This window comes from Sulfuricurvum sp. (assembly GCF_041651515.1).
GTDB lineage: Bacteria > Campylobacterota > Campylobacteria > Campylobacterales > Sulfurimonadaceae > Sulfuricurvum.
In genome coordinates this window covers 518,423-532,169 of the sequence record NZ_JBAZJF010000001.1, presented here as the reverse complement: position 1 = coordinate 532,169, position 13,747 = coordinate 518,423, and the positions used below count along the sequence as shown (strand labels likewise).

At 42.5% G+C, this 13,747-nt stretch carries 15 protein-coding genes; 13 read left to right on the top strand and 2 right to left on the bottom strand.

The annotated features are described in order from the left end of the window. From WC407_RS02625 to WC407_RS02590, 8 genes are read left to right on the top strand one after another with little or no spacing between them, the layout of a single operon-like run. Window positions 1–294 carry a HypC/HybG/HupF family hydrogenase formation chaperone gene (locus WC407_RS02625; protein WP_373020981.1) on the top strand — a complete coding sequence of 98 codons (294 nt, stop codon included), beginning with the start codon at window positions 1–3 and terminating at the stop codon, window positions 292–294. After that, on the top strand, window positions 291–1,436 hold the full coding sequence (hypD, locus tag WC407_RS02620) for a hydrogenase formation protein HypD (protein WP_373020979.1): 1,146 nt from the start codon (window positions 291–293) through the stop codon (window positions 1,434–1,436). The genes WC407_RS02625 and hypD overlap by 4 nt, the downstream gene beginning before the upstream one ends. A gap of 28 nt (window positions 1,437–1,464) precedes the next feature. Next, window positions 1,465–2,448 (top strand): Fic family protein, encoded by a 984-nt coding sequence (locus WC407_RS02615; protein WP_373020975.1) that lies wholly within the window; start codon window positions 1,465–1,467, stop codon window positions 2,446–2,448. 35 nt (window positions 2,449–2,483) lie between these two features. Next, window positions 2,484–2,711, top strand: a complete 228-nt coding sequence (locus tag WC407_RS02610; RefSeq protein ID WP_373020973.1) for a VF530 family DNA-binding protein — start codon at window positions 2,484–2,486, stop codon at window positions 2,709–2,711. A gap of 9 nt (window positions 2,712–2,720) precedes the next feature. Next, window positions 2,721–3,719, top strand: coding sequence for a hydrogenase expression/formation protein HypE (gene hypE / locus WC407_RS02605; RefSeq protein WP_373020971.1), 999 nt, complete (start codon window positions 2,721–2,723; stop codon window positions 3,717–3,719). 14 nt (window positions 3,720–3,733) lie between these two features. Continuing rightward, window positions 3,734–5,494, top strand: coding sequence for a hydrogenase maturation protein (locus WC407_RS02600; protein ID WP_373020969.1), 1,761 nt, complete (start codon window positions 3,734–3,736; stop codon window positions 5,492–5,494). A 12-nt stretch (window positions 5,495–5,506) separates the two neighbouring features. Beyond that, window positions 5,507–5,848, top strand: a complete 342-nt coding sequence (hypA, locus tag WC407_RS02595) for a hydrogenase maturation nickel metallochaperone HypA (protein ID WP_373020967.1) — start codon at window positions 5,507–5,509, stop codon at window positions 5,846–5,848. A gap of 3 nt (window positions 5,849–5,851) precedes the next feature. Continuing rightward, the gene (locus tag WC407_RS02590; RefSeq protein ID WP_373020962.1) at window positions 5,852–6,601 is read left to right on the top strand and encodes a DUF695 domain-containing protein; all 750 of its coding nucleotides are present in this window, start codon (window positions 5,852–5,854) and stop codon (window positions 6,599–6,601) included. Between the two features lie 7 nt (window positions 6,602–6,608). On the opposite strand, the gene WC407_RS02585 is transcribed toward WC407_RS02590, so the two are convergent. Then, the gene (locus WC407_RS02585) at window positions 6,609–8,699 is read right to left on the bottom strand and encodes a hypothetical protein (RefSeq protein WP_373020960.1); all 2,091 of its coding nucleotides are present in this window, start codon (window positions 8,697–8,699) and stop codon (window positions 6,609–6,611) included. A 2-nt stretch (window positions 8,700–8,701) separates the two neighbouring features. Then, window positions 8,702–9,139 (bottom strand): hypothetical protein, encoded by a 438-nt coding sequence (locus tag WC407_RS02580; RefSeq protein ID WP_373020958.1) that lies wholly within the window; start codon window positions 9,137–9,139, stop codon window positions 8,702–8,704. 296 nt (window positions 9,140–9,435) lie between these two features. Here WC407_RS02580 and cysK point away from each other — a divergent pair, with 296 nt between their 5' ends. From cysK to cysN, 5 genes are all read left to right on the top strand, one after another. Further along, window positions 9,436–10,368, top strand: coding sequence for a cysteine synthase A (cysK, locus tag WC407_RS02575; RefSeq protein ID WP_373020956.1), 933 nt, complete (start codon window positions 9,436–9,438; stop codon window positions 10,366–10,368). Window position 10,369: 1 nt separating this feature from the next. Next, complete coding sequence (locus WC407_RS02570; protein ID WP_373020954.1) at window positions 10,370–10,600, top strand: DUF2061 domain-containing protein; 231 nt, start codon at window positions 10,370–10,372, stop codon at window positions 10,598–10,600. Window positions 10,601–10,610: 10 nt separating this feature from the next. After that, on the top strand, window positions 10,611–11,324 hold the full coding sequence (locus tag WC407_RS02565; protein WP_373020949.1) for a phosphoadenylyl-sulfate reductase: 714 nt from the start codon (window positions 10,611–10,613) through the stop codon (window positions 11,322–11,324). Between the two features lie 117 nt (window positions 11,325–11,441). Then, window positions 11,442–12,338, top strand: a complete 897-nt coding sequence (gene cysD, locus WC407_RS02560; RefSeq protein ID WP_373020946.1) for a sulfate adenylyltransferase subunit CysD — start codon at window positions 11,442–11,444, stop codon at window positions 12,336–12,338. Next, window positions 12,338–13,744: a sulfate adenylyltransferase subunit CysN gene (gene cysN, locus WC407_RS02555; RefSeq protein ID WP_373020944.1), complete on the top strand. Its 1,407-nt coding sequence runs from the start codon at window positions 12,338–12,340 to the stop codon at window positions 13,742–13,744. Before cysD ends, cysN begins: the two co-directional genes overlap by 1 nt. Window positions 13,745–13,747: the final 3 nt, after the last annotated feature.

Below are 13,747 nucleotides of genomic sequence, written 5' to 3'. Positions count from 1 at the left end.
ATGTGTTTATCGATTCCTTCAAAAGTAGTCAAAATTGACACGGAACTTAATATTGCAACCGTAGATACGATGGGTGTACAGCGTACTGCCGGATTGGATTTGATGGAAGAGGGCTCTGTCAAAATCGGAGATTATGTACTTCTTCATATCGGATTTATCATGAATAAAATTGATGAAGAAGATGCGATGGAATCACTGAGAGTTTATCAGGAAATTCTTGAAAAACTCGATGAAGAAGATCGTCGGCAGTTAGTGCTTGATGATGATAATTGTGCCAATAGAGAAGTGCTATGAGTTCTTTGGAACTAAAAGATTTGTATGACGGATTTCGTGATCCCGACGTTATCAAAAGTTTTCAAAAATTGATAGCGCGTGAGGCTAAAATACTTGAACGCAACGTGAACATCATGGAAGTATGCGGAGGACATACCCATACGATCATGAAATACGGCCTTACTCAACTGTTGCCTGAAAATATCAATTTTATCCACGGTCCGGGGTGCCCGGTGTGTATCATGCCTAAAGAACGGGTTGATCATGCGTCCGTTCTAGCACAGCAGAGCGATGTGATTTTACTCACACTGGGGGATATGATCAAAGTTCCGGGAAGCCACGGCTCTTTACAGGATGCGAGAGCCAAAGGGGCGGATGTACGTTATATCTATTCGCCGATGGATGCGCTTCCAGTAGCTGAGGAAAATCCGGATAAAAAAATTATTTTCTTTGCTATCGGATTTGAGACGACGACCCCGATGACTGCGGCATTGCTGGATGTGGTGATCAAGCGCGGAATTAAAAACATCTTTTTTCATATCAATCATGTCACTGTCCCTGAAGTGATGAAAGAGCTGATTGACAGTCGAGATGAACATGTTAACAGCTACGATCACCGTATCGATGCGTTCATCGGACCTTCACACGTCAGTGTTATCAGCGGATCGAAAATTTACGAGAAGTTTCCCAAAGAATATCATATCCCCGTAGTTGTTGCAGGTTTTGAACCGGTCGATGTCATGGAAGCTATTTATATGATGCTTAAGCAGTTTAATGAGGGGCGCAGTGATCTGGAAATTCAATACAAACGGCTTGTTTCCTCTGAGGGAAATCTCAAAGCTCAGGCATTGATTGAAAAGTATTTTGAAAAAGTGAGCCTCTTCAAATGGCGAGGGATGGGAAATGTTCCCGACAGCGGTTTAAAGCTTCGCGATAAATACGCCGCTTATGATGCAGAAGTGTTGTTCAAAGAGATACTTCCTTATGATGAGATCGATGACCATAAACTGTGTATCTGCGGAGATATTTTACGCGGTTTTGCAAAGCCTCAGGAATGCAGTGTATTTGGAACGGCGTGTAAACCGAGTTCACCGTTGGGAAGCTGTATGGTCAGCAGTGAGGGGGCATGTGCCGCCTATTATAAATACGGGAATTTGATATAATCTATGTTAAATCTAAGGCTTTGCAGTTATGAGTTATAAACCGCCGTTTACGATTACCTCTACTATGCTCTCTTTGGTAAGTGATATTGTTGAAATTGTAACTGACATTAAGCATATAGAAATCAATTTAAAAACTCCGAAACTTCGTAAAAAAAATCGTATAAAGAGTATTACGGGAACGTTGCAGATTGAGGGTAATACGTTTAGTGAAGAGAAAATTACCAATGTAATCAATGGCAAAACAGTTTTAGGGACGATGAGAGAAATCGCTGAGGTACAAGGGGCTATAAGAGCGTATGAGCATTTTGATAATTACTCATTTAAAAGTGAAAAAGATCTCCTAAAATCGCATAAACTGATGATGGATGAACTTTTAACCAATGCGGGAAGTTATAGAAGTTTAAATGCAAGTGTTGGTTCAGAGAATGTCATAACGCATATCGCACCCTCTCCATTTCAAGTTCTAGAGCTAATGGGCAATCTGTTTGAATGGTTACAAAATACAAAAGATCATCCTCTGATCGTCTCTTGCGTATTTCATTATGAATTTGAGTTTATCCATCCATTCAGTGATGGAAACGGCAGGGTTGGACGGCTTTGGCAGAGTGTTATACTGAACCATTACAAAAAGATTTTTGGATTTATCCCCATTGAGAGCGTCGTTCGAGAGCATCAAGCATCGTATTATAAGGCTTTGGAAAATTCAGGAAGTGCAGGAGAAAGCACACCGTTTATAGAATTTATGCTGGAGATTATACTCAAAACATTGAAAAATGCTTCGAATGAAAATGTCCCCAAAAATGTCCCCAAAAATGTCCCTAAAAATCGTTTGGATGAGATTGTAAAACTGATCGAAAAAAACAAAGAGATTACGTCGATACAGATAGCCGAGCGATTAAAAGTAAGCGATAAAACCATCAAAAGGGATATGGCAACACTCAAAGAGCAAGGGAGACTACAGAGGGTCGGTAGTTTGAAAAGCGGGCATTGGGAAGTGTTGAATGATAAATAGAATAAATAAAACAACAAGCTTGCCAAAGGAAAAAAATGAGTGAAGAGGAAAAAAATAAAAACAATCCCTTGAATGGTATTAAACTTCAGGAGATTCTAGAGAGTTTGGTTGAACGTTATGGATTTGAAGAGTTAAGTAATCGCATAAATGTTAGATGCTTTTTGATAAATCCGACTATAAACTCATGTCTAAAGTTTCTTAGAAAGACACCTTGGGCGAGAACGAAGGTGGAAGAGTTGTATATAAAGATTATGAAAAAGTAGGTGGAAAAGATGACAAAAACAGTGACATTAGCCCAAGGGAACGGTGGGCAGGAAAACGGTGAACTGATCTCGAAAATATTTTACAAACATTTTAAAAATGAGATTTTGGCAAAAAGTGAAGATGCCGCAATTATTGACGGCGGGCGCTTAGCCTTTACTACCGACAGCTTTACCGTCAGCCCTATCTTCTTTGACGGCGGCGATATCGGGAAACTGAGTATTTGCGGTACGTGTAACGATTTGGCGATGATGGGGGCAAAACCGACCTATATGACGTGCGCTGTGATTGTTGAAGAGGGATTTTCGGTCGATGATTTGGAAAAAATCGTCCGCTCGATGAAAAAAGAACTTGACATCAACGGAGCTATGATCGTCTGCGGTGATACCAAAGTGGTCCCTCGCGGAAGTGTTGATAAGATTTTTATCAATACGACGGGGGTGGGTGTCGTGCAAAAAAGCGGGATATCTTCCAACTGCGTGAGTGTAGCCGATACGATTATCGTATCCAATCAGATAGGACGTCACGGTGCGACGATTTTTGCCAACCGCGAAGGGATGGAGTTTAGCAGTAACCTCCAAAGCGATTGTACTTCTCTTTGGCCGCTGGTTGAAAAACTCCTCTCTGAAGGTATCCAGATCACGGCGATGCGGGATGCGACGCGCGGCGGTGTTGCAGCGGTGCTTAATGAATGGGCTGCGCAATCTACCGTCTGTATCGAAGTCAAAGAAGAGGCTTTGCCGGTGAGTGACGAGGTACGCGGAATTTGCGAAATTTTGGGTTTTGAAGCGTACAATCTTGCCAATGAGGGGACGTTTGTTCTGGCGGTGAAGAGCGAAGATGCACAGCGGGCAGTAGAGATTTTACAGGGGTTTGAAGAGGCGTACCATGCGGCAATTATTGCTGATGTAACCCATCAGTATGACGGACGTGTCGTATTATTGAGTGCGTGGGGATCGAAGCGGTTTATGGATTTGCCAACGGGTGAGTTATTGCCTCGGATATGTTGAAAAAGTAGAAGCAGTTGCGTATCTTGTTGGTTGTCTCGGCATTTAATTCATTGAGCCAGCGCATTTTTTGCGATCTTCGGGATCGAGGGGAAACGGTAGGGATTGCTTTTGCTATCAATGAGCCTCAACTCATCGAAGAGGTTATGGAATTTAAACCCGATCTTATTCTGTCGCCATTTTTAAAAAAGCGGATTCCTGAGAACATTTGGAGCGTGATCCCTACTTTCATCATCCATCCGGGGATTGCGGGAGACCGTGGAGCGCATGCTCTTGATTGGGCAATCATGAATGAAGAGCAGAGATGGGGTGTAACGATATTGAGGGCAAACGGCGAATACGATGCCGGAGATATTTACGCGCACGATACTTTCCCGATGAGTAGAGCCAGCAAAGCTTCGATCTATCGCACTGCTGTAAGTACCCTTGCGTCACAATTGGTGGTTGAACTCTTCAAATCTTTGAATAATTCGATCTTTGTCCCTATTTCGCAACACTCACATACTTTACCCGGCTCGGCTCATTTGGTGATGACACAGAATGACCGCCGTATCGACTGGGAAGAGGATACGACCGAGCGTATCATTACTAAGATTCGATCTGCCGACAGTCATCCAGGTGTTCTGGATACGATTCTTGGGGTAGAATGTACCTTGTACGGTGTCCATAAAGAGTCGAAGCTTCGAGGCGGAATCAAAGAAATTTTGGCAAAGCGAGAAGGGGCGATCTGTCTGGGTACGAAAGACGCATCGATTTGGATAACCCACCTCAAAGAGCGTCATGCTCCGAGTATCAAACTTCCCGCAACCTATGTCCTCAAAGATCGGCTCAAAGGGGTGAGGGAAGATCGATTGGCGCTGTTTGTCGATCCTTCTTTAGAGACGTTCAAAGAGATCACCTATTATGAACGTGATGAGATAGGGTATCTCGGATTTAATTTTCATAACGGTGCGATGGGCGCCCATCAATGCGTACGTCTTAAATACGCGTTTGATCATCTGAAACAATCGGGGATCAAAGTGCTGGTATTGATGGGAGGAGAGGAGTTCTTTTCCAACGGCATCCATCTCAATATTATGGAAGATTCTAAAAAAGCCGACGAAGACGGATGGTCGAATATCCATTCGATGAACGAAGTGGTCAAATCTATTTTGCAGTGTGATGAGGTGCTCACCGTGAGTTCACTGCATCGTAATGCCGGAGCGGGGGGAGTCTTTTTGGCCCTTGCATCCGATTATATTGTTGCGCGTGAAGGGGTTGTACTCAATCCGCATTATAAGACACTTGGATTACACGGGAGCGAGTATTGGACCTATACTTTGCTGCATCGTGTCGGAGGGGAAATGGCTCAGGAAGTGACAAGCGGTTGTTTGCCGATCAGTGCCGTACATGCGGAGGCTATCGGTTTGGTAGATACGGTTTTATCAGAAGATGATGAGACTTATTTAGATGAACTGCACCGTTATTGTGCATCACTCTGCGAAGATGAAGATCGATATTATGAACTTCTGGATGCCAAACGTCAAAAAATCCATCATACTTCGTTTGCAGAGGAGATTCAGCGTCATCGAGAGTACGAATTGGAGCAGATGTATCCGAGTTTTTATGATCCTGCGAGTGATTTCAACCGTCTGCGCAAAGATTTTGTTTATAAGCTTTGTCCAATTCAAACCCCCAATTACCTAAGAAAAATCTGCTTCGAAGAGGCAAGCTTCAGTGCCATAGCGGCGAGCGTAGCCGATCGGGGCATAGCTCCGAATGGCGTTAAAATTAAATAAAAGGAGTAAATTATGCATGAATATTCGATCGTGCAGGCATTATTGACCCAATGCGAAGAGATCGCGGCGCAAAATGAAGCAGAGTCGGTCAAAAAGATTATCGTTAAAATCGGTAAAATGTCCGGAGTAGAGCCTCATCTGCTTGAAATCGCCTTTAATACCTTCAAAGAGAAAACGGTGTGTGACGGGGCGGATTTTGTGATGAATGTGCAGCCTTTGACGATTGAATGCAAACAATGCGGGAAAATCACTGAATTAGGTGAAGTGTATTACAAGTGTCCGGAGTGTGATAGTCTGGAAGTCAAAGTGATCGACGGTGAAGATATGTATTTAATGACCTTGGAAATGGAGTAGAAGATGCAAGAATATTGGGAATTGTATATGAAAACAATCGATGGCCATATTGCCTCGGTGTTAGTGAATGCGGGTATTTCCGTTGAGTTGCCGAGTGAAGATAAGTTTTATATGGGATTTATCAAAGTCACCATGAAAGCTCCTAATGATAAAGGGCTGATTTCGGAAGATGAAGAGGCACAACTCAGTTTTATCGAAGACCGGATTGAGATGGAATCGTTGCGTTATCGCGTCGGGAGTTATGTCGGGAAGATCGTATCGAACGGGGAGATGACCTTTATCTATTACCTAAAACATACTTTTGATTGGCCAGATGCAGTCAAAGCGGCGATGAATGAATTTCCGGATTACGAGTATGAATTTGGATCAAAAATGGATACAGATTGGGAAATTTATAATAAACTTCTTTTCCCGACCCCCATCGAGTGGCAAATTATCCAAAATCATAAAGTGTGTGACAATTTAAAAGCTTCCGGAGATTCACTCCATTTGCCACGTGCAATTGAACATAAAGCGTATTTTGAAACCCTAGAACAGCGCAATTCTTTTGTTGATCGTATCGAATCTGAAGCGTTTAAAGTTAAAGAGTTGATGGAACCAAGTGAAAATACTCCGATGCTAGGGATCAGTTTTTATCGTCAAGACAAACCTTTTTATTATGATATTGACACTTTGACACTGCATCTTATCGATCTCGCCTATCAATCCGAAGGGCAATATGATGGCTGGGAGACCAGTATCGTGAAAATGTAACAGGAAACTAGTGAGGCATAGTTTTGTTGGTATCATGGCGATCCACTGCCAGTAATAAAACTGGCAGGATAAACAGATCGCTCAATAATGAGATCAGCATTAATACGGCTCCGTATGCACCGATGAGTTGCAAAGACTGCAATTGGGTCAGTGTTAATAATGCAAAAACGATCATTAATACCGATGCGCTGATAATAGCCGGAACACCGGCATAAAAGAACATAATCTCAAGGGCATGTTTTCGAGAACGGCCGAAATACCGGCTTCTGAAATATTTGTATCCGAAATGGATAATCGTGTCGGACGTTAATCCCACTGATATTGTCATTGCAATCAATGCTTCGATACTCAGTTCAAATTTAAACAGTATCATAAAGAGTACGAACCAAATAATAGGGATGGCATTTGAAGCGAAACCGACCAATCCAATGGCGGATGAGCGAAAAATAATCCCCATGACAAGAGAAATGATGAAAAGGGCTGAGAACAGCGATGAAACAAGAATGAGCATTTTATCCATTTTTGAACTTTGAGATAAGCTGTCCACATCGGTCAAATAGATCGGTAAGGCTTTGTACGATTCTAAAAATCGTATGACGCCCGAATGATCTGCATTGTTTAATGTAATGGTAATGTTGAGAGAATCTTTGTCAATATAGGATTGTTTCAGATCATACAGGTCAAGAAAAAACAGGGCTTGCAAAAGCCGCTGTTCATCCAAAGAATTTTTTGGATTATTAGCCAAGTCAACTCTTTTTAGGATGGTGACTACTGAATCTACTTTGACTACTCCAGGGTTTTGAGTGCGGAGTTCATGTTCAAAAGCATCGATTTTGTGCAGCGTACTTAGATCGATTTCTTTAAACGGTACTTTAAGTGTCATTGTCTCATTTCCGACACTTCTTTCGAATAAGGTCGGGGCGGTATAAAGACGAATTCCGACGAATACAAAGATTAATAATGAGACAATCATAAATCTTTGAAGCAGTTTTGGGTTGTAATGAACCTCTTGATTGGCAAACCAATAACATACTCGTGCCAACCCTATTTTTGGATGGGTGACCGTAAAATAACTTAACAATGCCGGTAAAAATAAGATACTAACGATATAAGCGACCGCTGAGGAGACCATCAAGCTCAGGCTCATCATACTTACAATCAGCGAATCGGCAAAAAGCAACGATCCTAAGCTGATAATAAGTACCGGCAATGTCCAAAGTGCGGGAAGAAGATTACGGTTAATACTTTTTTCGAGTGCTACGTTAGGATCATTTTTAAATTGAGAGACATGCCAGCGGTAATAGAAATAGAGATAATGCCCGATTGCAATGCTCACAACCATCAGACTCATCGCAATATGAATCTGTTTGTTGCCGGTTAAAAGATAAATCAGTGAAAAAGTCCAAATTAATGTAATAACAGTAACACTGATGGCCCCTAATGCCGCAATGAAATTTTTAAATATGATTTGAGACATCGCGACGATAGTCAATAGAATGATCCCCACATACCACAAATAATGTGACAACTCTGCTTTCACCATCGGCTCAGAATATTCATATGGATAGGGAATAGTCATACGGTCAATCTGTATAGGCTTTTTGGAGTGGATTATAAAATGAAATTGGCGAAAGTCGTTACGAACAAAACGTCGATACGGTTCGGGAAATGTCTGTATAAAAGTAATCATTTTTGGTGTGCTCATTTGTGCTATCGGTAAGGCTTTGACCAATGCTGATTCTTCGGAGCTTTGATCGTTGAAAATCATATACGCTGAAAAAAGAGATTCGACCTGTTCAACTCCATCGCTATGTTCAAGCTCGGTTTGCAGAGATTGCAATGTATTTTTCGTTGCCTCGTCAAATGACGGTACTTTTACACTTAAACGCCCTACATAAATTTTTGAATAGGCTTGTTGCTGTGTTTTTTGGAGTTGTTTGGATTCACTGAGCCAAAACATTGTATCCGATGAAATCAATTCCGGTCTAAGAACACACAACGCTGCGGCTGAAATGAAGAGAAATAGGGCAATGATGAGAATTCGAAAGCGTCGAATCATATTGATAAATCGTGATGTGTTCGGGGTATGGTAATACATGGTTAATCCCACTTCTTTGCAATTATCAGGTAAGGACGCTTCGATACGCCGATCTCATTGGCAACGCGTGCTATATCACCAATTTTTGTCTCGATTTTAGGCTCGATTTGATTGCTCGTTTGCATCTCTTTCCCCCCAACCATGACTTCCAATGTCCGTTGCAATGGCGTAGCTGATTCGTAAATAGCGGAAATTAGATCGTGCGAATTGAATCGTTTTAGTTCATAGAAAAAAATATAATATCGGTACATAGTACGCATTTTCGCATTTTCGTTTATCATGGATATAAAATCTTGAGAATGAGGACATTTCGGATCCACAAATACATAGACCTTTTTCTCCCCCTCTCCATAAATCATTGCATGGTGTTCGATCTCTTCAAGAAGTATCATCGTATTTTTACTTGAAAGTTCTGCAGCATCCGTTTCAGTTCCACTCATGCACAATAATACAACAATGAGGGGAAGCCAAATAGATAAAATTTTTGGTATGCATTTCATAACACCATTATAAACGAAGTATATTACCGTTGAACTACGAATGTGATTAAAAAGTGATCATTAACAAGAAGAGAGCAGTTTAATCCTTAGTAAAATGCTATGTTAACTAGACATTGTGAAATACTTTTGTTAAACTGCCGTCAAATATTACTGAATAGTTATTCAGTCGTGTTGTTTTGATTAGGTGTGAGTGAAATCACAAAGATGCTTTACTACGCCCCGAGAAGGAGGGAACAATGAAAATAGCGGCCAACATTACAGAGTTGATCGGTAATACACCACTGGTTAAACTCAAATATGCAGAAAATAAAACGACACTGTTAGGTAAATGCGAATTTATGAATCCGTCCGGATCGGTCAAAGATCGGATCGGCAGCAACATGATTCTCAGAGCAATAGAGCGAGGCGAGATTACACCTGAGAGTATTATCGTAGAGCCTACCAGCGGAAATACCGGAATCGCTCTTGCCAGTGTGGCGGCGAACCTCGGGTTAAAATTGATTCTCACTATGCCCAGCTCAATGAGTCTGGAACGTAGACGTTTATTAGCGGCATTAGGTGCTCAAATCGTCCTTACCGAACCTGAAAAAGGGATGGGTGGGGCGGTGACAAGAGCGGCTGAACTTGCTCAAACATTGCCCGGTGCTGTTTTGCTGCAGCAGTTCAATAATCCGGATAACTCCGAGATTCATCGTACAACGACAGCAGAGGAGATATGGCGAGATACGGAAGGCAAGGTCGATATTTTTATCGCAGCTGTCGGTACAGGGGGGACCATCACCGGAGTAGGGGAAGTGCTTAAAAGCTATAACCCAAATATCCAGGTGATTGCGGTAGAGCCGGATGCCTCAGCGGTTTTATCCGGAGAAGGAGCCGGACCTCATAAAATTCAGGGGATCGGGGCCGGATTTGTTCCACAAGTGCTCAATACAGAAGTCTATGACGAGATTCTTCGGATTACCAATGCTGAAGCGTTTGAGACCTCCCGAGAAATTGCAAAAAAAGAGGGGCTTTTAGTCGGAATTTCCGCAGGAGCCAATGTTGCCGCGGCACGTAAAATTGCAGCAAGAGCTGAGAATAAAGGGAAAACAATCGTAACGATTTTGTGCGATACCGGGGAACGGTATTTAAGCACCGAGCTTTACGAGTTTCCATCGGAGAATAATTAAGATGAGAGAAAAACATTACCGTAGCATTATCAAAGCAATATCATGGCGAACGGTAGGAACGATCGATACGATGGTTATTTCATTTTTCATTACCGGGAACTTAGTTTGGGCAATATCGATCGGATCTCTCGAAGTTTTTACCAAAATGGTCTTGTATTATCTTCATGAACGGGCCTGGGATAAGACCAATTTCGGGAGAGAGAAGATAGCCTATAACGACTATCAAATTTAGGATATAGAGTATGCGTATGAATTTAGAAAATTTAAATACACAGTTTGAACATGAGCCGGTTGATGTGGTATTGGCTAATTTTTTGGAAGTATTCAGCGGAAAAATTGCCTTGGCTACAAGCTTTGGTGCAGAAGATCAAGTTTTGACAGATTTAGTGTTACAAGCAGATCCAAAAGCAAAAATTTTTACCCTCGATACGGGAAGATTGCACGAAGAAACCTATACCGTGATGGATAAGATCAATAAAAAATACGACATCAAAATTGATGTCTATTTTCCGAACGCTTCGGATATTGAGGTTCTTTATCAGCGCCAAGGGATTAATGGATTTCGCGAAAGCATTGAAAATCGAAAAATGTGTTGCCATGTTCGTAAAATCGCACCGTTGCAAAGGGCATTAAAAGGGGTTGAAGTATGGATTACCGGACTTCGACGCTCTCAATCTCCAACGCGTGAAACGATGAGGTTGGTAGAGTGGGATCAAGGAAACAAGTTGATTAAGCTTAATCCGTTGATTGAGTGGAGTGAAGAAGAGGTTTGGAACTATATCAAGGAGAATAAGCTTCCGTATAACGTGTTGCATGACCAAGGGTATCCGAGTATCGGGTGTGCCCCGTGTACACGTGCTGTTCGCGAAGGAGAAGATATACGTGCCGGGCGATGGTGGTGGGAAAACCCTGAACATAAAGAGTGCGGATTGCACCTGAAAGGAGCAGAAAAATGAATATTTTGCTTGCAATTTTACGTCAAATATGCGGAGACGATTGTGCGTCGCACCGTGAGGACTTGGCCGATTGGGCCTTATTTGTATGAATATTAATGAACGGATAAAGGAGTTAGAATGACTCAAAAACAATTAACACATCTTAGAGCACTGGAAGCAGAATCGATTCACATTATGCGAGAAGTAGTGGCCGAATTTGAAAATCCGGCGATGCTCTATTCGATCGGAAAAGATTCCTCGGTAATGCTTCATTTGGCATTGAAAGCATTTTATCCGGCGAAATTGCCGTTTCCCCTTTTGCATGTCGATACGACATGGAAATTTAAAGAGATGATTGAATTTCGCGACCGTCGTATCAAAGAATTAGGGTTGAGGCTTTTAACCCACATCAATCCTGAAGGGGTTTCCCCTTTTACCCATGGAAGTTCGGTTTATACGGATATTATGAAAACCCAAGGGCTAAAACAGGCTTTGAATGAACACAAGTTTGATGCCGTTTTCGGTGGAGCGCGACGGGATGAAGAGAAGAGCCGAGCTAAAGAGCGGATCTACTCATTTCGTGATAAAAACCACCGATGGGATCCTAAAAAACAGCGTCCTGAATTGTGGAATATTTACAACGGGCGAATCCATAAAGGGGAGAGCATACGGGTATTTCCGTTGTCCAACTGGACAGAACTGGATATTTGGCAATACATTTATCTTGAAGGGATTCCCATTGTACCTCTTTATTATGCGGCACCGAGACCTGTGGTCGAACGTGACGGGGTTAAAATCATGGTGGACGATGAGCGGTTTCCTCTTGAAGAGGGGGAGATACCGGTTATGGAGAATGTCCGTTTTCGCACACTAGGCTGTTATCCGTTGACGGGTGCAGTCCAGAGCGATGCGGTGACGCTTCCTGACATTATTCAGGAGATGCTTCTGACGAAAACAAGTGAGCGGCAAGGTCGCCTGATCGACGCCGATCAGGCCGGATCCATGGAGAAGAAAAAAATTGAAGGATATTTTTAATGGCACATCAAGGAAATTTGATAGCCACCGATATTGAGGGCTATCTTAAAGAACAAGAACACAAAGAGCTGCTCCGTTTTATAACCTGCGGCAGTGTTGATGATGGTAAAAGTACGTTGATCGGAAGACTTTTGCACGATTCAAAAATGATTTTTGAAGACCATCTGGAAAGTCTCAAAAGGGACAGTAAACGGCTCGGTACAACCGGAGATAAGATTGATCTGGCACTTTTGGTGGACGGTCTTCAGAGTGAACGGGAACAGGGGATTACGATCGACGTAGCGTACCGCTATTTTTCGACCGATAAACGTAAATTCATTATCGCGGATACCCCGGGACATGAGCAGTATACCCGTAACATGGCTACGGGCGCATCGACTGCGGATTTGGCGATTATTCTGATCGATGCACGATACGGGATTGTGACGCAGACGCGTCGCCATTCCTTTATCGTCCGTCTTTTGGGAATTCGAAATGTTATCGTCGCGATCAATAAAATGGATCTATTAAACTTTGATCAGGATGTATTTGAGACCATTGATGCCGAATATCGCGCATTCGCAAAAGAGTTGGGAATCGAGACCATTTTTTCAGTTCCTCTTTCTGCGCTCGATGGAGATAACGTTGTGACACGCAGCATTCATACCCCATGGTATGAAGGGAAGACATTGATACAGCTACTGGAAGAGGTACCTCTTTGTACACCATCAGCGGAAGCCCCGTTTCGAATGGCCATACAGTATGTCAATCGTCCCAATCTCGATTTTAGAGGGTTTGCCGGAACAATTGCATCGGGAACTATTCGCGTCGAGGATAAGATAACCGCATTGCCCTCAGGCAAACATGCAACGGTTAAAGAAATTGTAACGTACGACGGAAACTTGGCATCGGCTTCGACTGCACAGGCGGTAACGTTGACATTGAATGAAGAGATTGATATTAGTCGCGGCAATATTATCATTAAAACGGGGGAACCTATTTTAGTATCGGATGCCATTAGGGCACATCTTGTCTGGATGGATGAAGAAGTATTTTTTCCGGGGAAAAGCTATCTATTCAAAAGAGGTTCGACGGTGACTTCGGCTGTGGCTGAGGGGATTGATTATCGTGTAGATGTTAATACGCAAGTGCGGCATGAAGCCAATCAATTGGGATTGAATGACATCGGTTCGGTTCGTTTTGGTTTGGGAGAATCTTTAGCATTTGACAGGTATGAAGAGAACCGTCAAACAGGAGGATTTATCCTGATTGACAAGATAACGAACAATACGGTTGCTGCGGGAATGATTATCGGCAGTACCGAGAAAGAGACTAAACAAGTAGGTGGAGCGGTTGATTTCGAAATAGAATTCAATGCTCTTGTTCGACGACATTTTCCTCATTGGAATGCCCAAATTGTTACGTAAGGA